This window comes from Citrobacter sp. LUTT5 (assembly GCF_009905315.1).
Taxonomy (GTDB): domain Bacteria; phylum Pseudomonadota; class Gammaproteobacteria; order Enterobacterales; family Enterobacteriaceae; genus Citrobacter; species Citrobacter freundii.
The window spans coordinates 3,390,565-3,416,462 of the sequence record NZ_CP047606.1; the positions used below are offsets into that span (position 1 = coordinate 3,390,565).

22 protein-coding genes are annotated in these 25,898 nt (G+C 53.3%); 16 read left to right on the top strand and 6 right to left on the bottom strand.

The features are described from left to right. Positions 1 to 17 precede the first annotated feature (17 nt). From kdpB to kdpE, 4 genes are read left to right on the top strand one after another with little or no spacing between them, the layout of a single operon-like run. Positions 18 to 2,066, top strand: a complete 2,049-nt coding sequence (gene kdpB / locus GUC46_RS16440; RefSeq protein ID WP_160180500.1) for a potassium-transporting ATPase subunit KdpB — start codon at positions 18 to 20, stop codon at positions 2,064 to 2,066. 8 nt (positions 2,067 to 2,074) lie between these two features. After that, positions 2,075 to 2,641 carry a potassium-transporting ATPase subunit KdpC gene (gene kdpC, locus GUC46_RS16445; RefSeq protein WP_003835531.1) on the top strand — a complete coding sequence of 189 codons (567 nt, stop codon included), beginning with the start codon at positions 2,075 to 2,077 and terminating at the stop codon, positions 2,639 to 2,641. 10 nt (positions 2,642 to 2,651) lie between these two features. After that, entirely contained in the window at positions 2,652 to 5,336 is a 2,685-nt protein-coding gene (kdpD, locus tag GUC46_RS16450) for a two-component system sensor histidine kinase KdpD (RefSeq protein WP_071688057.1), read from the top strand. Beyond that, positions 5,333 to 6,010, top strand: a complete 678-nt coding sequence (gene kdpE, locus GUC46_RS16455) for a two-component system response regulator KdpE (RefSeq protein WP_003022856.1) — start codon at positions 5,333 to 5,335, stop codon at positions 6,008 to 6,010. Before kdpD ends, kdpE begins: the two co-directional genes overlap by 4 nt. Positions 6,011 to 6,110: 100 nt before the next feature. Here kdpE and pgm read toward each other — a convergent pair whose 3' ends face one another. Together pgm and seqA are read right to left on the bottom strand one after the other, a co-directional pair. Beyond that, on the bottom strand, positions 6,111 to 7,751 hold the full coding sequence (gene pgm, locus GUC46_RS16460) for a phosphoglucomutase (alpha-D-glucose-1,6-bisphosphate-dependent) (RefSeq protein ID WP_003022854.1): 1,641 nt from the start codon (positions 7,749 to 7,751) through the stop codon (positions 6,111 to 6,113). Positions 7,752 to 7,775: 24 nt separating this feature from the next. Next, positions 7,776 to 8,318, bottom strand: coding sequence for a replication initiation negative regulator SeqA (gene seqA / locus GUC46_RS16465; protein ID WP_003022848.1), 543 nt, complete (start codon positions 8,316 to 8,318; stop codon positions 7,776 to 7,778). Between the two features lie 194 nt (positions 8,319 to 8,512). Here seqA and ybfF point away from each other — a divergent pair, with 194 nt between their 5' ends. From ybfF to GUC46_RS16510, 9 genes are all read left to right on the top strand, one after another. Next, a complete protein-coding gene (gene ybfF, locus GUC46_RS16470) occupies positions 8,513 to 9,286 on the top strand; it encodes an esterase (RefSeq protein WP_049014690.1) in 774 nt (257 codons plus the stop codon). 128 nt (positions 9,287 to 9,414) lie between these two features. Next, on the top strand, positions 9,415 to 9,702 hold the full coding sequence (gene ybfE / locus GUC46_RS16475; protein WP_003022842.1) for a LexA regulated protein: 288 nt from the start codon (positions 9,415 to 9,417) through the stop codon (positions 9,700 to 9,702). Between the two features lie 155 nt (positions 9,703 to 9,857). Beyond that, positions 9,858 to 10,388, top strand: a complete 531-nt coding sequence (fldA, locus tag GUC46_RS16480) for a flavodoxin FldA (RefSeq protein ID WP_003022839.1) — start codon at positions 9,858 to 9,860, stop codon at positions 10,386 to 10,388. 210 nt (positions 10,389 to 10,598) lie between these two features. Further along, positions 10,599 to 10,685 carry a ryhB-regulated fur leader peptide gene (locus GUC46_RS16485; RefSeq protein WP_049259739.1) on the top strand — a complete coding sequence of 29 codons (87 nt, stop codon included), beginning with the start codon at positions 10,599 to 10,601 and terminating at the stop codon, positions 10,683 to 10,685. Next, on the top strand, positions 10,678 to 11,124 hold the full coding sequence (gene fur, locus GUC46_RS16490) for a ferric iron uptake transcriptional regulator (protein WP_003022836.1): 447 nt from the start codon (positions 10,678 to 10,680) through the stop codon (positions 11,122 to 11,124). Before GUC46_RS16485 ends, fur begins: the two co-directional genes overlap by 8 nt. Positions 11,125 to 11,252: 128 nt before the next feature. Beyond that, a complete protein-coding gene (gene tcuR / locus GUC46_RS16495) occupies positions 11,253 to 12,179 on the top strand; it encodes a tricarballylate utilization LysR family transcriptional regulator TcuR (protein ID WP_016149789.1) in 927 nt (308 codons plus the stop codon). 97 nt (positions 12,180 to 12,276) lie between these two features. Next, entirely contained in the window at positions 12,277 to 13,680 is a 1,404-nt protein-coding gene (gene tcuA, locus GUC46_RS16500) for an FAD-dependent tricarballylate dehydrogenase TcuA (protein ID WP_016149788.1), read from the top strand. Next, positions 13,667 to 14,806, top strand: coding sequence for a tricarballylate utilization 4Fe-4S protein TcuB (tcuB, locus tag GUC46_RS16505; RefSeq protein WP_057101295.1), 1,140 nt, complete (start codon positions 13,667 to 13,669; stop codon positions 14,804 to 14,806). The genes tcuA and tcuB overlap by 14 nt, the downstream gene beginning before the upstream one ends. Positions 14,807 to 14,859: 53 nt before the next feature. Beyond that, complete coding sequence (locus tag GUC46_RS16510; RefSeq protein WP_160180502.1) at positions 14,860 to 16,155, top strand: MFS transporter; 1,296 nt, start codon at positions 14,860 to 14,862, stop codon at positions 16,153 to 16,155. Between the two features lie 51 nt (positions 16,156 to 16,206). Here GUC46_RS16510 and chiQ read toward each other — a convergent pair whose 3' ends face one another. The 4 genes from chiQ to nagE form a co-directional block, all read right to left on the bottom strand. Then, a complete protein-coding gene (gene chiQ / locus GUC46_RS16515; RefSeq protein WP_160180505.1) occupies positions 16,207 to 16,539 on the bottom strand; it encodes a ChiQ/YbfN family lipoprotein in 333 nt (110 codons plus the stop codon). 49 nt (positions 16,540 to 16,588) lie between these two features. Then, the gene (gene chiP / locus GUC46_RS16520) at positions 16,589 to 17,995 is read right to left on the bottom strand and encodes a chitoporin (RefSeq protein ID WP_003835544.1); all 1,407 of its coding nucleotides are present in this window, start codon (positions 17,993 to 17,995) and stop codon (positions 16,589 to 16,591) included. Positions 17,996 to 18,430: 435 nt separating this feature from the next. Continuing rightward, positions 18,431 to 20,098 (bottom strand): glutamine--tRNA ligase, encoded by a 1,668-nt coding sequence (glnS, locus tag GUC46_RS16525; RefSeq protein ID WP_003022809.1) that lies wholly within the window; start codon positions 20,096 to 20,098, stop codon positions 18,431 to 18,433. A gap of 186 nt (positions 20,099 to 20,284) precedes the next feature. Beyond that, positions 20,285 to 22,234, bottom strand: coding sequence for a PTS N-acetyl glucosamine transporter subunit IIABC (nagE, locus tag GUC46_RS16530; protein ID WP_016149786.1), 1,950 nt, complete (start codon positions 22,232 to 22,234; stop codon positions 20,285 to 20,287). A gap of 342 nt (positions 22,235 to 22,576) precedes the next feature. Here nagE and nagB point away from each other — a divergent pair, with 342 nt between their 5' ends. Genes nagB through GUC46_RS16545 form a run of 3 tightly spaced genes read left to right on the top strand, consistent with a single transcriptional unit; the run spans position 22,577 to position 25,815 of the window. After that, entirely contained in the window at positions 22,577 to 23,377 is an 801-nt protein-coding gene (gene nagB, locus GUC46_RS16535) for a glucosamine-6-phosphate deaminase (protein WP_003022803.1), read from the top strand. 60 nt (positions 23,378 to 23,437) lie between these two features. Beyond that, positions 23,438 to 24,586: an N-acetylglucosamine-6-phosphate deacetylase gene (gene nagA / locus GUC46_RS16540; RefSeq protein WP_003022800.1), complete on the top strand. Its 1,149-nt coding sequence runs from the start codon at positions 23,438 to 23,440 to the stop codon at positions 24,584 to 24,586. Between the two features lie 8 nt (positions 24,587 to 24,594). Beyond that, positions 24,595 to 25,815 carry an N-acetylglucosamine repressor gene (locus GUC46_RS16545; protein WP_130714878.1) on the top strand — a complete coding sequence of 407 codons (1,221 nt, stop codon included), beginning with the start codon at positions 24,595 to 24,597 and terminating at the stop codon, positions 25,813 to 25,815. Positions 25,816 to 25,898 lie beyond the last annotated feature (83 nt).

Here is a 25,898-nt window from a genome sequence, read left to right on the forward strand (position 1 = left end):
ATGCGGAGCACATTACTATGAGTCGCAAGCAACTGGCGCTGTTCGAACCCTCTCTGGTCGCACAGGCGCTGATGGACGCCGTGAAAAAATTAAGCCCACATACCCAATGGCGTAATCCGGTGATGTTTATCGTCTGGTTGGGCAGTCTGTTAACGACCCTGTTAACCGTGGCGATGGCAACAGGCCATATGCCGGGTAATCCTTGGTTTACCGGTGCGATAAGTCTGTGGCTGTGGATTACCGTTCTGTTCGCCAACTTTGCTGAAGCGCTGGCGGAAGGACGCAGTAAAGCTCAGGCCAACAGCCTGAAAGGCGTCAAAAAAACCGCCTTTGCCCGCAAGCTTCGCGAACCGAAATACGGCGCGGCAATGGATCACGTCCCTGCCGATGATTTACGTAAAGGCGATATCGTGCTGGTGGAAGCTGGCGATATTATCCCGTGTGACGGCGAGGTGATCGAAGGAGGCGCGTCGGTAGATGAAAGCGCCATTACCGGTGAATCCGCGCCGGTGATTCGTGAATCCGGTGGTGATTTCGCCTCCGTCACCGGCGGGACTCGCATCCTCTCCGACTGGCTGGTTATCGAATGCAGCGTAAACCCTGGTGAAACGTTCCTCGACCGGATGATCGCCATGGTTGAAGGTGCACAGCGGCGTAAAACGCCCAATGAAATTGCCCTGACGATCCTGTTGATAGCCCTGACCATCGTCTTTCTACTGGCTACGGCCACGCTGTGGCCGTTTTCCGCCTGGGGCGGTAGCGCGGTCAGCGTCACGGTATTGGTTGCGCTGCTGGTGTGTTTAATTCCTACGACGATAGGCGGGCTGCTCTCCGCGATTGGCGTCGCCGGGATGAGCCGCATGTTGGGTGCGAACGTCATTGCCACCAGCGGACGTGCAGTAGAAGCGGCGGGTGACGTGGATGTACTGCTGCTGGATAAAACCGGCACCATTACGCTGGGTAACCGCCAGGCTTCAGATTTTCTGCCCGCCCACGGCGTGGACGAAAAAACGCTGGCCGATGCCGCGCAGCTTTCATCCCTGGCCGATGAAACGCCGGAAGGCCGCAGCATCGTGATTCTGGCTAAACAGCGCTTTAATCTGCGTATACGCGACGTGCAATCGCTACACGCCACCTTTGTACCGTTTACCGCCCAAAGTCGGATGAGCGGGATCAACATCGACAACCGTATGATCCGCAAAGGGTCGGTCGATGCTATTCGTCGTCACGTCGAAGCCAACGTCGGCCACTTCCCCGCCGACGTTGAGCAGAAGGTCGAAAACGTCGCACGCCTTGGCGCTACGCCGCTGGTGGTGGCCGAAGGCTCCCACGTACTTGGCGTGATTGCCCTGAAAGATATCGTAAAAGGCGGGATTAAAGAGCGTTTTGCCCAGCTGCGTAAAATGGGGATCAAAACGGTGATGATCACTGGCGACAACCGTTTGACCGCCGCAGCAATCGCCGCGGAAGCCGGAGTGGATGACTTCTTAGCCGAAGCCACACCGGAAGCCAAGCTGGCGTTGATTCGTCAGTATCAGGCGGAAGGTCGTCTGGTGGCGATGACCGGCGACGGAACTAACGACGCACCAGCCCTTGCTCAGGCCGATGTGGCCGTTGCCATGAACTCCGGAACCCAGGCAGCGAAAGAAGCGGGCAACATGGTGGACCTCGACTCCAACCCCACCAAACTGATTGAAGTGGTGCACATTGGTAAACAGATGCTGATGACGCGCGGTTCGCTGACCACCTTCAGTATCGCCAACGACGTAGCGAAGTATTTTGCCATTATCCCGGCCGCGTTCGCCGCCACCTACCCGCAGCTCAATGCGCTGAACGTGATGGGGCTGCATTCGCCGGACTCGGCGATCCTCAGCGCGGTTATCTTTAACGCACTAGTTATCGTCTTTCTGATCCCACTGGCGCTGAAAGGCGTGAGTTACAAACCGTTATCCGCTTCCGCGATGCTGCGCCGCAATTTGTGGATCTATGGCCTGGGTGGTCTGGTTGTGCCGTTTATCGGTATCAAAGCAATTGATTTACTGCTGACCCTGCTGGGTCTGGTGTGAGGTTTCAGATGAGTGGATTACGTCCTGCATTATCAACATTGATTTTCCTGATGCTTATCACCGGCGGGGCATACCCGCTGCTGACCACTGCGCTGGGGCAATGGTGGTTTCCCCACCAGGCTAACGGTTCGCTTCTCCGCGAAGGTCAGATTGTTCGCGGCTCCGAGCTCATTGGGCAACAGTTTACCGCTGCCGGTTATTTTCAGGGACGCCCCTCAGCCACAGCGGAAATGCCCTATAATCCAATGGCTTCAGGCGGCAGTAATCTGGCAGCCAGCAACCCGGAACTGGATAAACAGCTGCAAAGCCGGATTGCCGCGCTGCGTGCCGCTAACCCGCAGGCAAATCCTGCCGTTCCGGTAGAGCTGGTAACAGCTTCCGCCAGCGGGCTGGATAACAACCTGACGCCAGCTGCGGTGGCCTGGCAAATCCCCCGCGTGGCGCAGGCTCGCAACCTCAGCGTTGAAGAGGTCACACGCCTGGTTGCACAATACACGCAAAAGCCGTTGGTCAGTTTTATTGGCCAACCGGTGGTGAACCTGGTGGAACTTAATTTAGCGCTGGATAAGCACTGAGAAAAAGGACATGCATAACGAACCCTTACGCCCCGACCCCGATCGCCTGCTGGAGCAGACCACCGCTCCGCACCGGGGAAAACTAAAAATTTTCTTCGGCGCGTGTGCAGGCGTCGGTAAAACCTGGGCCATGCTGGCAGAGGCCCAGCGGCTGCGGGCGCAGGGATTAGATGTGCTGATTGGCGTGGTGGAAACCCACGGACGCAAAGAGACCGCCGCGCTGCTGGACGGTCTCAGCATTCTGCCGCTAAAGCGACAGGCGCGCCATGGTCGTCATATCAGCGAATTCGATCTCGACGCGGCGCTGGCCCGCCGCCCGGCACTCATTTTGATGGATGAACTGGCGCACAGTAATGCGCCAGGCTCACGCCACCCTAAACGCTGGCAAGATATTGAAGAGCTGCTGGAAGCCGGTATTGACGTTTTTACTACCGTCAACGTGCAGCATCTGGAAAGCCTCAATGATGTGGTCAGCGGCGTCACCGGCATTCAGGTTCGCGAAACCGTCCCCGATCCTTTTTTCGATGCCGCTGACGATGTGGTGCTGGTCGATCTTCCCCCCGACGATTTGCGCCAGCGCCTGAACGAAGGCAAGGTCTATATCGCCGGTCAGGCGGAAAGAGCCATCGAGCATTTCTTTCGCAAAGGTAACTTGATCGCGCTACGTGAGCTGGCCCTGCGCCGCACGGCCGATCGGGTTGACGATCAGATGCGTGCCTGGCGTGGACGTCCGGGAGAGGAGAAAGTCTGGCATACCCGCGACGCCATATTGCTGTGTATTGGACACAACACCGGCAGCGAAAAGCTCGTGCGTGCCGCCGCGCGTCTGGCAGCGCGCCTCGGCAGCGTATGGCATGCAGTGTATGTCGAAACGCCAGCGCTGCACCGACTGCCCGAAAAACAACGCCGCGCAATTTTAAGCGCCCTGCGATTAGCCCAGGAGCTGGGTGCAGAAACCGCCACCCTTTCCGATCCCGCTGAAGACAAAGCAGTAATCCGCTACGCCCGTGAGCATAATCTGGGAAAAATTGTCCTCGGACGTCCGACTACGCGACGCTGGTGGCGCAGTGATTCCTTTGCTGACAAACTGGCCCATCACGCACCGGATCTCGACCTGATGATTGTTGCGCTCGACGAACCACCTTCGCGCCCTGTGCTGCAAACTGCAGATAGCCGCACCTTTAAGGATAAGTGGCGGGTTCAAATTCAGGGTTGCGTGGTTGCCGTCGCGCTGTGCGCCATCATTACGTTGATTGCCATGCAGTGGTTGATGGCCTTTGACGCCGCCAACCTGGTGATGATCTATTTATTGGGTGTGGTGGTTATCGCCCTCTTTTACGGACGCTGGCCGTCAGTGCTGGCAACCTTTATTAACGTTGCCAGCTTCGATCTCTTCTTTATTGCCCCACGCGGTACGCTGGCCGTTTCCGACGTCCAGTACCTGCTTACCTTTGCCGTGATGCTAACGGTAGGGCTGGTTATCGGTAATCTCACCGCTGGAGTGCGTTATCAAGCACGGGTAGCGCGTTATCGTGAACAGCGTACGCGTCATTTATATGAGATGTCGAAAGCGCTGGCCGTCGGACGGAGCCAGCAGGATATCGCCGCCACCAGCGAACAGTTTATTGCCTCAACGTTCCAGGCCCGCAGCCAAGTTTTACTGCCCGGTGAGAACGGTAAGCTGGCCCCTCTCACTCATCAACAGGGCATGACGCCGTGGGATGACGCCATTGCCCAATGGAGCTTTGATAAAGGGCAACCGGCCGGCGCAGGCACTGACACGTTACCGGGTGTGCCGTATCAAATTTTACCGTTAAAAAGCGCCGACAAAACGCATGGGTTGCTGGTTGTGGAACCAGGAAATTTACGCCAGTTGATGATCCCCGAACAGCAGCGCCTGCTGGAAACTTTCACTTTACTGGTCGCCAGTGCGCTGGAACGCCTGACGCTCACCGCCAGCGAAGAACAGGCCCGGTTTGCCAGCGAGCGTGAAAGCATTCGCAATGCCCTGCTCGCCGCCCTTTCCCACGATTTGCGCACGCCGCTGACGGTGTTGTTTGGTCAGGCAGAGATCTTAACGCTGGATCTGGCAAGTGAAGGATCGCCGCACGCGCGCCAGGCCAGCGAAATTCGCCAGCACGTCCTGAATACGACCCGATTGGTTAATAACCTACTGGATATGGCGCGAATTCAGTCTGGCGGCTTTAATCTTAAGAAAGAGTGGTTAACGCTGGAAGAGGTGGTCGGTAGTGCCCTGCAGATGCTGGAGCCAGGACTCTCTGCTCCTATTAATTTGTCGCTACCCGCGCCGTTGACGCTGATCCACGTCGATGGCCCGCTATTTGAACGGGTGCTGATTAACCTGCTGGAAAACGCTGTTAAATACGCAGGTCCAGCGGCGCAAATCGGTATTGATGCCAGCGTCGATGGCGAACATCTGCAACTGGACGTCTGGGATAATGGCCCTGGCATTCCATCGGGAATGGAGCAACGAGTTTTTGACAAGTTCTCCCGGGGAAACAAAGAGTCATCTGTACCGGGCGTTGGGCTGGGGCTGGCAATCTGCCAGGCCATTGTGGACGTGCACGGCGGTACAATTTCCGTCCACAATCGCGCACAGGGAGGAGCATGTTTCCGTGTTACACTGCCCCAGGAAATCCCCCCTGAACTTGAAGATTTTCATGAGGATATGTGACGAACGTACTGATTGTTGAAGATGAACAGGCTATCCGTCGCTTTCTGCGCACCGCGCTGGAAGCCGATGGTCTGCGTGTATATGAAGCGGAAACGCTGCAACGTGGTCTGCTGGAAGCCGCCACGCGAAAACCCGATCTCATCATTCTCGATCTCGGTCTGCCGGACGGTGACGGCATTGATTTTATTCGTGACCTGCGACAATGGAGCGCGATACCGGTAATTGTGCTCTCAGCCCGCAGCGAAGAAAGCGATAAAATTGCCGCCCTGGATGCCGGTGCCGATGACTATCTCAGTAAACCCTTTGGTATTGGCGAGCTACAGGCGCGATTGCGCGTGGCATTGCGTCGCCACGCCAGCGGCACGTCTCCCGAGCCGGTGGTGCATTTTTCCAACGTAAAAGTAGATATCGCCGCCCGGCTAGTACATCGTGGTGATGAAGAGATTCATTTGACGCCGATTGAGTTTCGCCTGTTAGCGGTACTGCTGAATAATGCCGGAAAGGTACTGACGCAGCGCCAGTTGCTCAATCAGGTTTGGGGACCAAACGCCGTCGAACACAGCCACTATCTGCGAATTTACATGGGACACCTGCGCCAGAAACTGGAACTGGACCCGGCACGTCCGCGTCATTTTTTGACCGAAACCGGGATTGGTTATCGGTTCATGCCATGACGTTAAGTTGAATATAAAAAGCCGGACCAGCGTATTTGCTGTCCGGCTTTTTCATTATTCATGCCGAATAGCGACGCTAGCGTCTTATCCGGCCTACGGTTTACGCGTTCTTCAGCACTTCGCTGACGATCTCAACCGCTTCTTTTTCGATCTGCTTGCGATGTTCTTCACCGAGGAAGCTTTCGCAGTAGATCTTGTAAGCGTCTTCCGTACCAGAAGGACGCGCGGCAAACCAGCCGTTGTCAGTCATCACTTTCAGACCGCCGATAGAAGCGCCGTTGCCCGGTGCAGCCGTCAGACGCGCGGTGATCGGGTCGCCCGCCAGCGTACTGGCGCTCACCATTTCCGGAGACAGCTTAGACAGCGCCGCTTTCTGCGCGGAGGTCGCGCTTGCCTGCAGGCGGTTGTAGCTCGGTGCGCCAAAGCGAGCAGCCAGTTCGTTGTAGTGCTCCTGCGGGTTCTTACCGGTCACTGCGGTAATTTCTGCCGCCAGCAGGCACATGATGATGCCGTCTTTGTCGGTTGACCACGGTGTACCGTCGAAACGCAGGAAAGATGCCCCCGCGCTCTCTTCCCCACCAAAGCCAAAACTGCCGTCAAACAGACCGTCAACAAACCATTTAAAGCCAACCGGCACTTCAACCAGTTTACGCCCTAAATCATTCACTACACGGTCAATCATCGCCGATGACACCAGCGTCTTACCGACGGCAACATCTTTGCCCCACTGCGGACGATGCTGGAACAGGTAGTTGATCGCCACCGCCAGATAGTGGTTCGGATTCATCAGCCCTGCCGGGGTGACGATACCGTGACGGTCGTAGTCTGGGTCATTGGCAAAGGCCAGATCGAACTTGTCGCGCAGCGCCAACAGCCCCGCCATCGCACACTCGGAGGAGCAGTCCATGCGGATTGCGCCATCTTTGTCGAGATGCATAAAGCGGAAAGTCTGATCAACGTGATCGTTAACGATAGTCAGGTTCAGGTTATAGTGCTTAGCAATACGCTTCCAGTATTCGATACCGGAACCGCCCAGCGGATCGACACCCAGCGTCAGACCCGCTTTCTGGATCGCCGCCATGTCTACGATGTCAGCCAGTCCTTCAACAAACGGCTGGACCAGATCCTGCTCTTTCACATGACCAGATGCCAGCGCAGCGTCCAGCGACATACGCTTCACGCCTTGCAGACCGGCCGCCAGCAGCGCGTTGGCTCTGTCTTCCACCACTTTGGTGACATTGGTGTCTGCCGGACCACCGTTTGGCGGGTTGTATTTAATGCCGCCATCTTCCGGCGGGTTGTGGGACGGCGTGATCACAATGCCGTCAGCCAGCGGGCCGCCTTTTTTGTTGTGGACCAGGATAGCGTTCGATACAGCAGGGGTTGGCGTAAAGCCGTTATTTTCCTGCACGATGACGTCAACGCCGTTCGCCGCCAGCACTTCCAGTACAGAGATAAAAGCCGGTTCAGACAGCGCGTGGGTATCCTTGCCCACATAGCACGGACCAGTAATCCCGTTTTTCGCACGTTCTTCAGCAATCGCCTGGGCGATAGCCAGAATATGCGGCTCGTTAAAACTATGACGACCTGCACTGCCGCGATGTCCGGACGTACCGAACTTAACAGCGTGCTCAGCGTTCCCTGCCGTTGGTTTCAGTACATAGTACTGTGCCGTCAGTTGGGCGACGTTAATCAAATCACTCTGTTGCGCAGGTTGACCTGCACGATTGTGGATTGCCATTGCCTGGTCCTTCTAATGCAAGGATTAAATTGTTCCGCAAACCTTTTCAATCAATTCCGCAGGGAATTGCATTGACTGCATGATGTGTTCAACCATGCTGCATTTACGGCCGGTATTGGTATTGGTGATCACCCAGTACGGCGTGCCTGGCACGTGCTTCGGTTTGGTTTGATTACCATTTTTCAGCAGCGTCTGTTCATCAGCTGCAAAATAAACACGCGTACGACCATGCAACGATTCCGTTGCTTCGGCGAACGCGTTTTGATCCAGTGAATAGAGTGTAGACAGCACCAGCATAAAGCGATTTACTGCTTTCTTCTGTTCCGCGTATTCGTCGGACAGCAGCAGTTCACGCATCGCGCGCACTTTATCTTTTACGGGGTTAACCGGCTTGGCTTCCACGACAGGTTGCACAGCGCGGACTTCTTTGACTATCGGAGTGACAGGCTGTGATGCGGCGGAAAATTTCAACATACGCCGTAAAATGTCGGATGCGCTCTCGCCAATATGCTTGGTGTGGCTGGCAATATAGCTATAGAGTTCATCATCAACTTCAATCGTTTTCATCTTAATCCAGTGCAGTGTTTAGCTGAATACAAGTTGTCGGGGTAAACACACGTAGTGTAAAGGCAAATCCCAACAGCGGATAGCGTCAAGCCTGGTGGCCAGCAAAACTCAGAGTAACCGTAGTTGTTGCAGCCATGTGGCAGAATGGTCAACATGATACCCTAACCCGTGAGTGTGAAAAAAAGAACTTTGCCATGAAATTGAATATCCGAGCGCAATCTGCGCAAAACCTGCACAATAATTCTCCCATCGTCCTGGTTCACGGCTTGTTTGGCAGTCTGGATAACCTGGGGATCCTGGCACGCGATCTAGTAACCGACTACGACATCATCCAGGTCGATATGCGAAACCATGGCCTCTCCCCTCGTTCACCTGAGATGAATTATCCGGCAATGGCGCAAGATCTGCTGGATACGCTGGACGATCGGCAGATCGAAAAAGCGATCTTTATTGGTCACTCGATGGGAGGAAAAGCTGTCATGGCGCTGACTGCGCTGGCTCCGGAACGTGTCGAACGGCTGGTCGCCATCGACATTGCTCCCGTTGACTACCATGTTCGCCGCCACGATGAGATTTTTGCGGCAATCAATGCCGTAACCGATGCACAAGCGTCCTCACGCCAGCAGGCGGCAAGCGTCATGCGCCAGCACCTGCAAGAGGAAGGTGTTATCCAGTTTCTGCTGAAATCCTTTGTTGACGGCGAGTGGCGCTTTAACGTTCCCGTATTGTGGGATCAATATCCGCATATCGTCGGTTGGGAAACCATTCCTGCGTGGGAGCACCCGGCGCTGTTTATCCCAGGCGGCAACTCACCGTATGTTACCGAAGCGTATCGCGAACAACTGCTGGCGCAATTCCCACAAGCTCGTGCGCACGTTATAGCAGGCGCCGGGCATTGGGTGCATGCCGAAAAACCGGAGGCGGTGCTGCGCGCCATCCGTCGTTATCTGAGCGAGCAGGCTAACTGATTAAAAACTCAGCGTCTGCGCGCGATTACGCGCGCGGGCGTTGGCGTGTCTCCCCTGCTGATGTATTATGGCGCGCTATCCATCCGGGCAGACGCCTGGCTGATTGTTTCCCCGAAGTCACCAAGATCATGGCCAAAGAACAAACGGACCGTACGACATTAGATCTGTTCGCGCAGGAGCGTCGCCCGGGACGACCCAAAACTAATCCGCTCTCGCGTGATGAACAGTTACGTATTAATAAACGTAATCAGCTTAAGCGTGACAAAGTTCGCGGGCTTAAGCGTGTCGAACTGAAACTGAACGCTGATGCCGTTGACGCTCTGAACGAGCTGGCCGAGGCACGCAACATGAGTCGCAGTGAACTCATCGAAGAGATGCTGATGAACCAACTCAGCGCATTGCGCGGTCAGGCATAGTCTGAATTTCTGCTCTAAATCATAAATCGTGTAGCACAGAGTGCAGTCCTGCGTGTTTGCTGTTTCCGCATGCCAGACTGTTCTGCTATGATTGCCCTTATCCGTGGGCAATGCGCCACCACCATTTCAATAAGTTTCAAGAGGTTATTTTACTCATGGCAATCACTGGCATCTTTTTCGGCAGCGACACCGGTAATACCGAAAACATCGCAAAAATGATTCAAAAACAGCTTGGTAAAGACGTTGCCGATGTTCATGACATTGCAAAAAGCAGCAAAGAAGACCTCGAAGGGTATGACATTCTGCTGCTCGGCATCCCAACCTGGTACTACGGTGAAGCGCAGTGCGACTGGGACGACTTCTTCCCTACCCTCGAAGACATTGATTTTAACGGCAAACTGGTTGCATTGTTCGGCTGTGGCGACCAGGAAGATTACGCAGAATATTTCTGCGATGCGTTAGGGACCATTCGCGACATCATCGAACCGCGCGGCGCAACCATCGTTGGTCACTGGCCAACGGCGGGTTATCACTTTGAAGCGTCCAAAGGTCTGGCTGACGACGACCATTTTGTCGGTCTGGCTATCGATGAAGATCGCCAACCTGAACTGACCGCAGAACGCGTAGAAAAATGGGTTAAGCAGATCTCTGAAGAGCTGCACCTCGACGAAATCATTAATGCCTGATTTCGTGTGGCGCAGATTTCCATCTGCGCCGCATCAATAGATAAAACCAATCAAAATAATTGCTACAAATTTGTAACTTTTTCGTCTGACCCTGTACAATGGCTGGATGCCAATCGGGTGTTGCACAGTGTGTTTGTCGGCGATACCACGTTTTGATTAACAATATATGCCAGAGACTTGCAGTTTTCATTTAGCCATGGCAGTTCTATAATGAATCGCATTATCTCAAGTGCAATTTCTGTCACTTCTGTTAATGAAGTGAATCGTTTAGCTACAGGACAGATTCCGCATGACTGACAACAATACCGCATTAAAGAAGGCTGGCCTGAAAGTAACGCTTCCTCGTTTAAAAATTCTGGAAGTTCTTCAGGAACCGGATAACCATCACGTCAGTGCGGAAGACTTATACAAACGCCTGATCGATATGGGTGAAGAAATTGGTCTGGCGACCGTGTATCGCGTGCTGAACCAGTTTGATGATGCCGGTATCGTGACCCGCCATAATTTTGAAGGTGGTAAATCCGTCTTCGAATTGACTCAACAGCATCATCACGATCACCTCATCTGCCTTGACTGCGGCAAAGTGGTCGAGTTCAGCGATGATTCCATCGAAGCCCGCCAACGTGAGATTGCGGCTAAACATGGCATTCGCTTAACTAACCATAGCCTCTATCTTTACGGTCACTGTGCCGAAGGCGATTGCCGCGAAGATGAGCACGCCCACGACGGCAAATAATGTAATGCTTTCTGAAAAGCCAACCATCCGGTTGGCTTTTTTTATGGGCGTTACCTGCCCTTTTCCCCTTCCCTCCGCTCCTGTGTTGCTTTAATGTAAAAATCAATTGCCCCTTCCGGAGAGTCGAAATGGAACTTCGCCAGCTACGCTATTTTGTGCGCATTGTAGAAACCGGCAGCATGGGTAGCGCGGCGCTCGATCTCAATATCGGAGTTTCGGCACTCAGCCAGCAAATGTCGCGTCTGGAAAACGAACTCGCTATTCGCCTGCTGCAGCGCACTTCGCGAGGCGTGACCCCCACCAGCGCCGGACTGGCTTTTTACTCCCAGGCGCAGCTGGCGCTCCGTCACGCAGACGATGCAATCCTCGCCGCGCGTGAATCCCGGCTTTCCGGGCACGTCAGCGTCGGCATGGCTCCCAGTACCGCTTCAGTTCTCGGTATGCCTTTTATTCACGCCATGCGGGAAAGCTATAGCGATGTTCGCCTGCATGTAGTGGAAAGTCTCTCAGGTAATCTGGAACGGATGATTAATACCCGCCAGATTGATCTGGCTGTGGTGTTTCAAAAAGAAAAGATCCTGCGCTGGAGTGCCAGACCGATTCTCGAAGAACGGCTGTTTTTGATTGGGACCCATGCCCTACTGGCTGATATTACCGATGACAATATTGCCCCAGCCCAGTTGGCGAGTATTCCATTGATAATGCCCAGCCCAGGCCACGGTCTGCGCGGCAGGCTGGAAGCAATTTGTCAGGAACACTCGCTGAACATTGAGATCGCTACAGAAATTGATGGTCTGGCGCTGCTGATGCGCGCCGTGCGCAGTGGCATTGGCGCCACTCTTCAACCCGGAGCGGCGATTTCCCATCTCGATAAAGAGACGCTAAGAGTGATCGGCGTCCATAATCCGATACTTAGCCGCCCCAACTTTCTGGTGAGCCTCTCTGACGATGAGCTCACCCCGGCGGGCCTCGCAGCCCGCGTGGTGCTGACGAAAGTGATGCATCAACTGGTGGAAGCAGGAAGCTGGCCAGGTGCCATCCTTTACAATAACTAAAGCCCTCTTTAGCACTACGTCATAGCGCCAGCACAAGCCGTTCGCATACATTTCAATTACAAATTTAACAATTAGTTAAATGGTAATGGAGTATACGATGGTTGATGTTCTGGTGATTGGCGGTGGCAATGCTGCCTTATGCGCTGCCCTTACCGCCCGGGAGCAAGGCGCTTCCGTTTTACTACTCGAAGCGGCTCCCCGGGAATGGCGTGGGGGAAATTCCCAACACACGCGTAACCTGCGCTGTATGCATGATGCACCGCAGGATGTGCTGGTGGAAAGCTATCCGGAAGAGGAGTTCTGGCAAGATCTGCAGCGCGTCACGGAAGGAAATACCAACGAAGCCCTGGCTCGTCTGGTGATCCGCACCTCTTCACAGTGTCGCGACTGGATGCGCCGACACGGCGTCAATTTTCAACCTCCTCTCTCTGGCGCTTTACACGTGGCGCGAACCAACGCCTTTTTTATGGGCGGTGGCAAGGCCCTGGTGAATGCCTATTATCGCAGCGCAGAAAAACTGGGAGTGCAGATCCGCTATAACACCCCCGTTCAGGCGCTTGAACTGCGTAATGGCGAGTTCGTGGCGGCGCTGGCAGGTGAAGAGCGCATCACAGCTAAATCCTGCGTGCTTGCCGCTGGCGGGTTTGAGTCAAACCGCGAATGGCTACGAGAAGCGTGGGGAGAGAACGAGCGCGGCGAATGGCCTGCAGATAACTTTCTGATTCGCGGCACGCGCTTTAACCAGGGCGTACTGCTCAAATTTATGATCGATGCCGGAGCCGACATCATCGGCGAACCCTCCCAGTCACATTGCGTAGCTATTGACGCCAGAGCGCCGTTATATGACGGCGGGATTTGTACCCGCGTGGACTGTGTTTCGCTCGGCATAGTCGTCAACCGTGACGCTGAGCGTTTTTATGATGAAGGCGAAGATTTCTGGCCCAAACGCTACGCCATTTGGGGACGACTGGTCGCCCAACAGCCCGGGCAGATTGGCTACTCCATTATCGACAGTAAAGCCATCGGCCACTTCATGCCTCCGGTCTTTCCTGGCGCACAGGCCAATACGCTGGCGGAACTGGCTCATCAGTTGGGGCTGAATGGCGAACACTTTACCCACACCGTGACGGAGTACAACAACGCCTGCCAGCCCGGCCAGTTCAACCATACCATTCTGGATAACTGCACGACAAAAGCGTTAACCCCCGCGAAGACACACTGGGCGCGACCACTGGACCAGCCGCCTTACTACGGCTATGCCCTGCGGCCAGGGATCACCTTCACCTATCTCGGGTTAAAAGTAAATGAACGCGCTGCCGTACACTTTGCCGGGCAGCCAAGCCGCAACCTGTTCGTCGCCGGAGAGATGATGGCGGGCAACGTGCTGGGCAAGGGCTACACCGCAGGCGTGGGCATGTCAATCGGTACCACTTTTGGCCGTATTGCCGGAAAAGAAGCCGCGCTGGCCGCACGTAAGGAGACTCGTCATGAGGCAGCTTGAGAAACTGATTATCGACGCGCAAATTATCACCGAACCGGAAGCGGAAGTTGAACGCGTGATGCAGGTCTGCAACGCCTGTCGCTATTGTGAAGGATTTTGCGCCGTGTTCCCGGCAATGACGCAGCGCCTGGAATTCGGTAAAGCGGATATCAATTATCTGGCAAACTTGTGCCATAACTGCGGTGCCTGCCTGCACGCCTGTCAGTATGCCCCGCCTCATGAGTTTGCCATCAACGTGCCGAAGGCGATGGCAGAAGTCCGGCTTGAAACCTATCAGCACTACGCGCAACCCGCGGCCTTTGGCGCGCTTTATCGTCGCGCAGGCGTCACCGTGACGCTGGCGCTGGTTTTCAGTCTGATCCTGTTTTTACTGCTCGCCATGGGGTTAAAAGGCTCGTTACTCCATCCTCCGCTGGCCGGAGATTTCTACCAAATTTTCCCGCATAACCTGCTGGCCTGGATGTTTGGTTCGGTATTTATTCTGGCGATAGGTCTGCTGATGGCGGGCGTTATCCGCTTCTGGCGCGAGATTTCTCCCGGTATGCCACGTTCCGTCGAAATTGCAGAAGCTTCACACGATGCGCTGACACTAAAGTATCTCGATGGTGGGCACGGTAAAGGTTGTAATGAAGCAGATGATGCCTTCACTCTGATGCGGCGCCGTTTTCATCACTTCACTTTCTACGGTTTTCTGCTCTGCTTTGCCGCCACCGTGGTGGCGACGGGCTATCACTATTTCGCAGGTATAGAAGCACCCTATCCGTTCTTCAGCGTTCCGGTCATGCTGGGCACGTTGGGTGGCATTGGCCTGGTTGTCGGCCCGGCTGGCTTGCTATGGCTCAATCTCAAACGCTCACCGCTACATGGCGACGCACGGCAAAAACCGATGGATCGCGGTTTTATTTTGCTGCTGCTGCTGACCAGTCTGACCGGTTTAGCCCTGCTGGCAGGAAGAGACTCGTCCTGGATGGCTATTTTGCTCGCCATTCACCTCGGCGTGGTCATGGCGCTCTTTCTGACCATTCCTTACGGAAAATTTGCCCATGGATTTTACCGCTGCGCAGCCTTACTCAAGTGGGCGATTGAGAAACGGCGCGGCAAACAGGCGGGGGTCACAGACAACTAACCCGCACACTCTTACCTCTATAAATATTATGATAAGACAGTGGAGCAGACCCAATGACACAACAACCATCGCGCGCCGGAACTTTCGACGCAATACTGCGGGTAACCAGCGGTAATTTTCTCGAACAGTTCGACTTTTTTCTGTTCGGGTTTTACGCCACCTATATTGCAAAGACCTTCTTTCCCGCGGAGAGTGAATTTGCCGGGCTAATGTTAACTTTCGCCGTTTTTGGCTCGGGTTTCTTAATGCGACCCGTTGGCGCCATTGTGCTGGGTGCTTACATCGACAGAATTGGTCGTCGTAAAGGCCTGATGGTGACGCTGGCGATTATGGGCTGCGGTACCCTGCTGATAGCCCTGGTACCTGGCTATCACAGTATTGGCCTGCTGGCTCCCGTGCTGGTATTGCTTGGACGATTATTACAGGGATTTTCTGCAGGCGTAGAGTTAGGCGGTGTCTCGGTTTATCTTTCGGAAATCGCCACGCCTGGCAATAAAGGCTTCTACACCAGTTGGCAGTCGGCCAGTCAACAGGTCGCCATTGTGGTAGCGGCGCTGATTGGTTACGGTCTGAACGCCACTTTGGGACACGATCAGATCTCGGAATGGGGCTGGCGCATTCCCTTCTTTATTGGTTGCATGATTATTCCTTTGATCTTCGTGCTCCGCCGCTCGCTGCAGGAAACAGACGCATTTTTACAACGCACGCACCGCCCCGACACTCGGGAAATTTTCACCACTATCGTCAAAAACTGGCGTCTTATCGCTGCAGGTACGCTGCTGGTGGCGATGACCACAACGACATTTTACTTCATCACCGTCTACACCCCGACCTACGGCAGGGCTGTACTCCACCTGAGCGCTCGCGACAGCCTGGTGGTCACCATGCTGGTCGGTATTTCTAACTTTATCTGGCTGCCCATTGGCGGGGCAATTTCTGACCGAATTGGTCGTCGTCCGGTGTTAATGGGGATTACCGTACTCGCTCTGATCACCACCTGGCCGGTAATGCACTGGCTCACCGCCGCGCCAGATTTCACTCGCATGACATTGGTCCTGCTTTGGTTCTCATTCTTTTTTGGTATGTATAACGGGGCAATGGTAGCCGCACTCACCGAGGTGATGCCGGTCTATGTGCGTACGGTGGGCTTTTCACTGGCATTCAGTCTTGCCACAGCGATTTTTGGCGGCTTAACGCCGGTCATATCCACGGCACTGGTTCAGCTAACCGGGGATAAAAGCTCACCGGGATGGTGGCTGATGTGCGCGGCACTTTGCGGACTCGCCGCCACGGCAATGCTGTTTGTCCGGCTAAGTCGGGGTTATCAACCAGTGGAAAATAAGCTCTGAAATGCAAACGGGCGGAAAATTCTCCGCCCGTTGTCTTTTTCATTTTTTGAATTACTGTGCGGCATTCTTGCTGCGAATTTCCTGCCAGACTTTATCGCAATCAGCATTAACGGCCTGACCGTTACCCGTGCGCGTGGCCTGGATACACTGCTGATAATCCAGCACGCGTACGCTTTCTTCATTGGCAAACTGCTGGTGCTGTTTTTCTTTCTTCAGTACATTCAACACGCTTTGGCAGGCTTCTATTTTTTCCGGCGATCCTTGAGCGGTATTAATACACGCGCTGTAGGCTTCTTTCAGACGGCTGTCTTCTTTCGGTGCAGGGGATTGCGTACAAGCCACCAGCCCTGATGCCATAACGGCGATGAGTATCAGTTTTTTCATAGCACGTTCCTCAACGAGGCGGCAGGCGCACGGCCTGCCGCTATTGGCATTAGAAGATAGTGAACGGAGCAATAACGATGAATTTCACGTCACGCTCATCCTGGAAGATGTTGCCGTAACCACCACCCCAGCTCGGAATATCTGAATGGTTGTCGTACTGGGTGAAGTGCAGTTTAAACATAGTGCCCTTCGCACGACCATCCTGCAGGGTGTAGACCGCATCCAGGCTGTAAGAAGATTCTTCGATAGTGCGGTTTTTGTCGTAGTACGCATCCGGGTTGAGCTGCCAGGTAGCGGGTTTGGCATCCCATGCATAAACGTAGGACGCGCCCACTGCCCAGCCCGGCAGGTTCCAGTTCTTCAGGTCATACATTGCGCCGAAGAAGACTGCCTTTTCGCCGTTGGCGTTGAAGTCAGAACGGTTATCCCACCACACGTCCAGGCGACCGTTTGATGAGGCGTAGGTCGGGGTCATACGCTGCAGGAAGTAGCCTTGCTGCCCATCTGCTTTAACCCATGTGCCTTCCAGACGCAGGTCAACCACTTCCGCGACTTTATAACCGAAGGTCAGCGCCTGCAGCCAGGCCGTGCCGTCATAAATATCGTTCACGGTGCGATCGTCAACTTTGTCACGTGCGCCGTAGAATTGATAGCTGGTAGTAAACGGGTTACCGCCTAAATCGAATTTGTAGCTGGCTTTGGCGAAGTACTGATCGACGTAGCCTTCAGACTGACCAAATGCCGCTTCCAGCAACAGGTTATTTTTGAAGTCATATTTCGCGCCGATTGAATGCAGGTAATCAACGCTGGTCTTTTTATCAGCCTGATAGAATTTATCGACTTCGGTGTGCCACGGCGCTTTATATTCGTTAGCCCACATATAGGAGAAGCTTAGTGCGCCAGCATCACCATAGTCGAAGTTGGCACCGGCTTCAGCCCCCTGATAGGTACCTGGCATAAAGCTCCAGTGCGGTGCCAGCAAAGTCTGCCCGGTTGGTTGAATGTAACCGGCACGCGCCCAGGTTGGGCCGTATTTAAATTTAGCTGCTGCTTTATAAAGGCTAATCCCGCTCTTATCGCCGGAGTAATCCTCGTCATAGCCTTTATTTTTGGAAGAGAATGCGATTTCGTTTGGATGGCCGCTTTCGCTACTTTCGTTCATTTCAATAGCGGTAAATGCTGCGATATCAATACCAAACATATCGGCCGCATAACCGGACTGGAAGTCGAGGTTAGCGTTCCAGGTGGAGTGAGAAAGGTTGGTTTTGTATTTGTCATGATCGGTCACATCTTTACGGTCACGCTCACGCTGCCAGTAATAGATGCCGCCGGTTAAGGTTGAGTCATCAATAAATCCTTCGGCGTGTACCTGCGGAGCGACAACAAAACCCGACATTGCTGTGATACCGGCGATAGCCAGCGCCAGCGTACTACGTTTGCCACTAAACGTACGCATATGTTAATCCTCTTTGACATAAAAATGCTGCCGATATAAGCGGACAGCGAAAAAACAAAAATTAAAAAAGTAGCGCCAAGAAAACCTCAGTGACTACAATGAATAGACTATTTTTCGCGACGCGAATTATCAATCTCTTTCTGTAACGAGTATGTAATAGTATGAGCAACCGCACATATTTCATTGCTTTCTGTTACATTTTCATTGGGAGATAAAAAAGCGTTGATAAAATGAAAAAATCGCTTGTTTTCCATAGAGATGAAATCGGTTTCAGCCCATTTCACATTGAGGTAAGTTATTTAAACGTAAAAACATTCAGCCGATTTATTATTACAGACATGTAATTAATTCGCTGCGCAAACGGAGCCTGTCAAACGGTTTTTTTGCGAAAAAAAACGCCGCATGAAGCGGCGTTTAGAGAGGATGTGTTGCGACTTATTCGCCCGCTTTAGCCCACGTATCACGCAGACCAACGGTACGGTTAAACACCAGCTTGTCAGCCGTTGCATAACGGCTGTCCAGGCAGAAGTAACCTTCACGCTCAAACTGGAACGCTTTACCTGCAACCGCAGCCTGCAGCGACGGCTCACCGTAACCCTGCTTAATGACTAGCGATTCCGGGTTAATAACGGACAGGAAGTCTTCCGCCGCACCTGGGTTTGGCACGCTAAACAGACGGTCGTACAGACGGATTTCAATCGGTAGCGCATGGGACGCGCTCACCCAGTGAATAACGCCTTTAACTTTACGACCATCGGCCGGATCTTTGCTCAGGGTGTCAGCATCGTAGGTGCAGAAAATGGTGGTGATCTTACCTTCTGCATCTTTCTCAACACGTTCGGCCTTGATCACGTATGCATTACGCAGACGTACTTCTTTACCCATCACCAGACGCTTGTACTGCTTGTTCGCTTCTTCGCGGAAGTCTGCGCGATCGATCCAAATTTCACCGCTAAACGGTACTTCACGGCTGCCCATTTCCGGTTTATTCGGATGGTTAGGCATAGTGACCAGCTCGCTTTCGCCCTGCGGGTAGTTTTCGATAACCAGTTTCACCGGATCGATAACCGCCATCGCGCGCGGAGCATTTTCGTTCAGATCTTCGCGGATGCAGGATTCCAGAGAAGCGATCTCAATGGTGTTGTCCTGTTTGGTCACGCCAATGCGTTTGCAGAACTCACGGATCGCGGCAGCGGTGTAACCGCGACGACGCAGGCCAGAGATCGTCGGCATACGCGGATCGTCCCAGCCTTCAACGTGCTTGTCGGTCACCAGCAGGTTCAGCTTGCGCTTAGACATCACGGTGTATTCCAGATTCAGGCGCGAGAATTCGTACTGGCGCGGATGAACCGGAATGGTGATGTTGTCCAGCACCCAGTCGTACAGACGACGGTTATCCTGGAACTCCAGCGTACACAGTGAATGCGTAATGCCTTCCAGCGCATCGCTGATGCAGTGGGTAAAGTCGTACATCGGGTAGATGCACCACTTGTTGCCGGTCTGGTGGTGTTCGGCGAACTTAATGCGGTACAGCACCGGATCGCGCATCACGATAAACGGCGAAGCCATATCGATTTTCGCACGCAGGCAGGCCTTACCTTCTTCAAAGCCACCGGTACGCATTTTTTCGAACAGCGCCAGGTTCTCTTCAACGCTACGATCGCGGTACGGGCTGTTTTTGCCTGGCTGAGTCAGCGTGCCACGGTATTCGCGGATTTCGTCCGCTGACAGTTCGTCAACGTACGCCAGCCCTTTATTAATAAGCTCTACCGCATAGGCGTGAAGCTGATCGAAGTAATCCGAAGAGTAGCGAATGTCGCCAGTCCAGTGGAAACCTAACCATTCAACGTCGTTTTTAATCGACTCAACGTACTCGATATCTTCTTTAACCGGGTTCGTATCATCAAAACGCAGGTTGCACTGGCCCTGGTAATCTTGCGCAATGCCAAAGTTCAGACAAATGGATTTCGCGTGGCCAATGTGCAGATAGCCATTTGGCTCCGGCGGAAAACGGGTATGGATAGTGGTGTGCTTACCACTGGCCAGATCTTCATCGATGATCTGACGAATAAAGTTACTCGGGCGGGCTTCAGCCTCACTCATCGTGGATTCCTCAAAGCGTAAACAACGTATAACGGAGTATGATCTTATAAGCCAGGCAGACTGACAACCCTTAGTTACGTAAAATACGTATCAAACGAAAATATTGGGGCCGATTGCTGCAAAAAAAAGCGGCGGAGGACTATCCCCCGCCGCTTAAGGCACTTAACTCACTTTACTCAGGAGCAGTTACTTACCTTTAATCTCATACAGTGGTGTTTGACCGGCAACCACATGACCTTCGGCTTTAATGACCAGAGCGCCAAAATCATCGCTGTTGCTACACACAACCGGGCTTATCATAGAACGTGCGTTAGCGTTCAGGAACTCCAGATCCATTTCCAGAATCGGTTGACCTGCAGTAACTTCCGCACCTTCTTCAACCAGACGCTTAAAGCCTTTACCTTCCAACGCGACGGTGTCGATGCCCATATGGACCACGATTTCCGCGCCTTTAACAGTTTCCAGGCAGAACGCATGGTTAGTGTTGAAGATTTTCACGATGGTGCCCGCAGCCGGAGCAACCACGATTTTATCCGTTGGTTTCACCGCCACGCCGTCACCTACAGCTTTGCTGGCGAAGGCTTCATCAGGAACCTGCTCCAGCGCAACTACGTCACCGGTAATCGGAGAAACCAGCGCTTCAACGGTGACTGCATTCGCTACAGCCTGCGGTTTTGCTACCGGAGCCGCTGCTGCTGGCGCACTTTCACCAGACGCTGCTGCCACCGGGCCACGCGCGACAACTTTCTTCATTTCGTCGCCGATGGATTCCGCTTTCGCACCCACGATGACCTGAATTGTTTGCTTATTCAGCTTAACGACACCCGATGCTCCTAAACGTTTACACATCGCATCGTTTACGCGACCGGAGTCGGCAACGGTCAGACGCAGACGAGTGATACAGGCATCAATCGCTTTCAGGTTATCAGTGCCACCAACCGCTGCAATGTAGCTGGTTGCCAGTTGAGCCAAACCTTCTTCAGTGTTGCTGTTGGCTTCTTCAGTAACGATATCGTCTTCTTTATCTTCGCGGCCCGGCGTTTTCAGGTTAAACATACGAATAACCGCGCTGAACAACACAAAGTAGATAACGAAGAACACCAGCCCCATCACTACCAGCATCCAGACGTTCTGGCTTGCTGCCGGCAGGTTGTACATCAACACGTAGTCGATCGCACCTGCGGAGAAGGAGAAGCCTGCGTGGATCCCCAGCAGTGTTGCAACGAACAGGCTGATACCCGTTAACAGTGCGTGCAGGAGGTACAGCAGCGGAGCCAGGAACATGAACAGGAATTCCAACGGCTCGGTAACACCGGTCAGGAACGCGGTGATCGCAACGGACAGCAGCATACCGCCAACCATCGGACGACGTGCTTTCGGAGCCGCGAAGTACATCGCCAGCGCCGCACCCGGCAGACCAAACATCATGATCGGGAAGAAGCCAGACATGAACATACCCGCAGTGCCGTCACCCGCGTAGAAGCGGTTGATGTCACCGTGGAATACGGTACCTGCAGCATTAGTAAATTCGCCAATCTGGAACCAGGCGATAGTATTCAGCACCTGATGTAGACCGGTTGGGATCAGCAGACGGTTGATGAAACCAAAGATACCGGAACCCAGCGCGCCAGCGCCCACGATCCACTCACCACCCGCATGGATGGCGTTCTGTACCGGTGGCCATACGTAACCGAAGATAGCAGCCAACACCAGACAGAAGAAGCCAGTGGCGATCGGCACGAAGCGTTTACCGCCAAAGAAGCTGAGGAAGTCAGGCAGTTTGATACCAGACCAGCGGTTATACACGGCACCGCCGACCAGACCGGTGATGATACCAGCCAGCACGCCCATATTGATGGCAGGGTTAATGGTAACCATTGCTTTGGTCAATATGAAATAACCGACCGCACCTGCCAGCGCTGCTGCACCTGCGCTGTCTTTTGACCAGCTGGAAGCAACACCGATCGCAAATATTAACGCGAGGTTATCAAAGATGGCCCCACCCGCTTGCGCGATGAAGGGTACGTTAAGTAAATCTGGTTGGCCGAATCGCAGCAGCAGTGCCGCGACTGGCAGCACAGCGATGGGGAGCTGTAACGCCCTACCCAGCCGCTGGAAAAAACCTAAAATATTCATTTTATTCCCCCTACGAGACCCCGATTAGGCTTCTTTGAAGCCATATTTTTATTGTGTGACCATTCCTGACAGCAAGATTCTGGAACAACGATATTAACCATTCATCTACATTCAGAGTGTGTGAAAAATTAATTCGTATCGCAAATTAAACGCGTGTTTTTTGTGATTTCAGTCACCAAATATCGTTATCAACCCTCCCTTCCACTGGCTAACTACGAAAACTTATTTTATCATTCAAAAAATCGAAACGGATTGATCCTTACCGATGCAAAACCAGGTTACGCTTAATACTGCACAGAGACTCAATCCGCCAATTGCTTACATTTACTTTTGAGGTGAAGAATGAGACTGATCCCCCTGAATACCGCTGAACAAGTCGGCAAATGGGCTGCTCGCCATATCGTTAACCGTATTAACGCGTTCAAACCAACGGCAGATCGTCCGTTCGTTCTGGGCCTGCCGACTGGCGGTACTCCGCTGACAGCTTATAAAGCATTGGTTGAAATGCACAAAGCGGGCCAGGTGAGCTTCAAGCATGTTGTTACTTTCAATATGGACGAATATGTTGGCCTGCCGAAAGAGCATCCGGAAAGCTACCACAGCTTTATGCACCGCAATTTCTTTGATCACGTTGATATTCCAGCAGAAAACATCAACCTCCTCAATGGTAATGCGCCGGATATTGATGCAGAATGCCGTCAGTATGAAGAAAAAATCCGTTCTTACGGTAAAATCCACCTGTTTATGGGCGGTGTAGGCAACGATGGTCACATCGCGTTCAACGAACCGGCTTCCTCTTTGGCTTCCCGTACCCGTATCAAAACGTTGACTCACGACACACGTGTTGCTAACTCACGCTTCTTTGACGGCGACGTAAGCCAGGTGCCTAAATATGCGCTGACCGTTGGCGTGGGTACCCTGCTGGATGCCGAAGAGGTGATGATCCTGGTTCTGGGCCACCAGAAAGCACAGGCGCTGCAAGCCGCCGTTGAAGGCAACGTTAACCACATGTGGACCATCAGCTGCCTGCAGTTGCATCCAAAAGCCGTTGTGGTCTGCGATGAACCTTCCACCATGGAACTGAAAGTGAAGACGCTGAAATACTTCAACGAGTTAGAAGCGGAAAATATTAAAGGTCTGTAATTGATGTCTCCGCCCTGTCGATGAGTTGCAGGGCGGCATTTTTTGAAATCGGGGGTCGGAATGTATGCTTTAACCCAGGGCCGGATCTTTACCGGTCACGAAATTCTTGATGACCATGCGATTGTTGTCGCCAATGGCCTGATTGACAGCGTTTGCCCACTGGCTGAGTTACCGTCAGGAATTGAACAGCGCTCACTGAATGGGGCCATTGTTTCCCCCGGTTTTATTGATGTACAGCTAAACGGCTGCGGCGGTGTACAGTTTAACGATACGGCAGAAGCCGTGACCGTTGAAACGCTGGAAATCATGCAGAAAGCCAATGAAAAATCTGGCTGCACCAACTATTTACCAACGCTTATCACCACCAGCGATGACCTGATGAAACAGGGTGTTCGCGTGATGCGTGAATACCTGGCGAAACACCCGAATCAGGCATTAGGACTTCATCTTGAAGGCCCGTGGCTGAACCTTGTGAAAAAAGGTACCCATAATCCTGGATTTGTCCGTCAGCCGGACGCTGCGTTGGTTGATTTCCTGTGCGATAATGCGGATGTGATCACCAAAGTCACACTGGCACCAGAAATGGTCCCGGTAGAGGTCATCACCAAACTGGTTAATGCCGGTATCGTGGTTTCTGCGGGTCATTCCAATGCAACGGTCAAAGAAGCCAAAATCGGTTTCCGCGCAGGCATCAGCTTTGCGACCCATTTGTTCAACGCGATGCCGTACATTACCGGTCGTGAACCAGGTCTGGCGGGCGCAATTCTTGATGAAGCCGATATCTACTGCGGTATCATCGCCGATGGCCTGCACGTTGATTACGTTAACATTCGTAATGCTAAGCGCCTGAAAGGCGACAAGCTGTGCCTGGTCACTGACGCGACCGCGCCAGCAGGTGCAAACATTGAACAGTTCATTTTCGCTGGTAAAACAATATACTACCGCAATGGACTGTGTGTTGATGAGAACGGTACGTTGAGCGGTTCATCATTAACCATGATTGAAGGTGTACGCAATCTGGTCGAACATGCGAATATCGCTCTCGACGAAGTCCTGCGCATGGCAACGCTCTACCCTGCTCGCGCCATTGGCGTCGACAAACAACTCGGCAGCATCGCGCCAGGCAAAGTAGCCAACCTGACTGCGTTCACGCACGACTTTAAAATTATCAAGACCATCGTTAATGGCAACGAGGTCGTTACTGAGTAAGAGAAAGAATGACACCAGGCGGACAAGCTCAAATAGGTAATGTTGATCTCGTAAAACAGCTTAACAGCGCGGCGGTTTATCGCCTGATTGACCAGCATGGGCCAATCTCGCGAATTCAAATTGCCGAGCAAAGCCAGCTTGCCCCCGCCAGCGTAACCAAAATTACGCGTCAGTTGATCGAACGCGGGTTGATCAAAGAAGTCGATCAGCAGGCCTCCACCGGGGGCCGCCGCGCTATCTCTATCGTCACAGAAACCCGCAATTTCCACGCCATTGGCGTACGCCTGGGTCGCCACGATACGACGCTCACTCTCTATGATATGAGCAGTAAAGTGGTCGCCGAAGAGCATTACCCTCTCCCGGAGCGCACCCAGGAAACGCTGGAATATGCGCTGCTCAACACCATTGCCATCTTTATTGAGAGCTGCCAGCGGAAAATCCGCGAGTTGATCGCAATTTCTGTCATCCTGCCAGGCCTTGTCGATCCTGAAAGCGGCGTCATCCGCTATATGCCACACATTCAGGTCGAAAACTGGGGGCTGGTCGAAGCGCTCGAAAAACGCTTCAAAGTTACCTGCTTTGTTGGTCACGATATTCGCAGCCTGGCGCTGGCTGAGCACTATTTCGGGGCAAGCCAGGATTGCGAAGACTCCATTTTGGTGCGAGTGCACCGCGGAACCGGCGCGGGAATTATTTCCAATGGCCGCATTTTCATCGGTCGCAATGGCAACGTCGGTGAGATTGGTCATATTCAGGTTGAGCCGCTGGGTGAACGCTGTCACTGCGGTAATTTCGGCTGTCTGGAAACCATTGCCGCCAATGCTTCTATCGAACACCGCGTACAAAACTTGCTAAAGCAAGGCTATCCAAGCCGGCTCACGCTGGATGATTGCAGTATCAAAACCATCTGTAAGGCAGCGAATAAAGGCGATAATCTGGCAGCAGAAGTCATCGAGCACGTTGGCCGCCATCTGGGTAAAACCATCGCTATCGCCATCAACCTCTTTAATCCGCAGAAAATCGTCATTGCGGGCGAAATTACCGAGGCTGATAAAGTGCTGCTGCCTGCAATAGAAAGCTGCATCAACACGCAGGCGTTGAAGGCGTTTCGCCATAATTTACCGGTGGTTCGGTCCACGCTGGATCACCGCTCCGCCATTGGCGCCTTTGCGCTGGTGAAACGCGCAATGCTTAACGGGACTTTGCTGCAACGTTTGCTGGAAAGCTAATACACGTCATCCTTCAAGCTGCATCTGCTCACCCCGGTCACTTACTTCAGTAAGCTCCGGAGGTTCGCAGACTTGCCGCCTTG

Bases quoted from the DNA above. Each gene is read 5' to 3' on its own strand.
- nagB (WP_003022803.1), top strand. From the start codon at position 22,577: ATGAGACTGATCCCCCTGAATACCGCTGAACAAGTCGGCAAATGGGCT.
- ybfE (WP_003022842.1), top strand. From the start codon at position 9,415: ATGGCCAAAGAACAAACGGACCGTACGACATTAGATCTGTTCGCGCAG.
- nagA (WP_003022800.1), top strand. From the start codon at position 23,438: ATGTATGCTTTAACCCAGGGCCGGATCTTTACCGGTCACGAAATTCTT.
- kdpB (WP_160180500.1), top strand. From the start codon at position 18: ATGAGTCGCAAGCAACTGGCGCTGTTCGAACCCTCTCTGGTCGCACAG.
- chiP (WP_003835544.1), bottom strand. From the start codon at position 17,995: ATGCGTACGTTTAGTGGCAAACGTAGTACGCTGGCGCTGGCTATCGCC.
- GUC46_RS16545 (WP_130714878.1), top strand. From the start codon at position 24,595: ATGACACCAGGCGGACAAGCTCAAATAGGTAATGTTGATCTCGTAAAA.
- tcuB (WP_057101295.1), top strand. From the start codon at position 13,667: ATGAGGCAGCTTGAGAAACTGATTATCGACGCGCAAATTATCACCGAA.
- tcuR (WP_016149789.1), top strand. From the start codon at position 11,253: ATGGAACTTCGCCAGCTACGCTATTTTGTGCGCATTGTAGAAACCGGC.
- kdpD (WP_071688057.1), top strand. From the start codon at position 2,652: ATGCATAACGAACCCTTACGCCCCGACCCCGATCGCCTGCTGGAGCAG.
- pgm (WP_003022854.1), bottom strand. From the start codon at position 7,751: ATGGCAATCCACAATCGTGCAGGTCAACCTGCGCAACAGAGTGATTTG.
- nagE (WP_016149786.1), bottom strand. From the start codon at position 22,234: ATGAATATTTTAGGTTTTTTCCAGCGGCTGGGTAGGGCGTTACAGCTC.
- tcuA (WP_016149788.1), top strand. From the start codon at position 12,277: ATGGTTGATGTTCTGGTGATTGGCGGTGGCAATGCTGCCTTATGCGCT.
- chiQ (WP_160180505.1), bottom strand. From the start codon at position 16,539: ATGAAAAAACTGATACTCATCGCCGTTATGGCATCAGGGCTGGTGGCT.
- fldA (WP_003022839.1), top strand. From the start codon at position 9,858: ATGGCAATCACTGGCATCTTTTTCGGCAGCGACACCGGTAATACCGAA.
- kdpC (WP_003835531.1), top strand. From the start codon at position 2,075: ATGAGTGGATTACGTCCTGCATTATCAACATTGATTTTCCTGATGCTT.
- GUC46_RS16510 (WP_160180502.1), top strand. From the start codon at position 14,860: ATGACACAACAACCATCGCGCGCCGGAACTTTCGACGCAATACTGCGG.
- GUC46_RS16485 (WP_049259739.1), top strand. From the start codon at position 10,599: ATGAATCGCATTATCTCAAGTGCAATTTCTGTCACTTCTGTTAATGAA.
- ybfF (WP_049014690.1), top strand. From the start codon at position 8,513: ATGAAATTGAATATCCGAGCGCAATCTGCGCAAAACCTGCACAATAAT.
- seqA (WP_003022848.1), bottom strand. From the start codon at position 8,318: ATGAAAACGATTGAAGTTGATGATGAACTCTATAGCTATATTGCCAGC.
- glnS (WP_003022809.1), bottom strand. From the start codon at position 20,098: ATGAGTGAGGCTGAAGCCCGCCCGAGTAACTTTATTCGTCAGATCATC.
- fur (WP_003022836.1), top strand. From the start codon at position 10,678: ATGACTGACAACAATACCGCATTAAAGAAGGCTGGCCTGAAAGTAACG.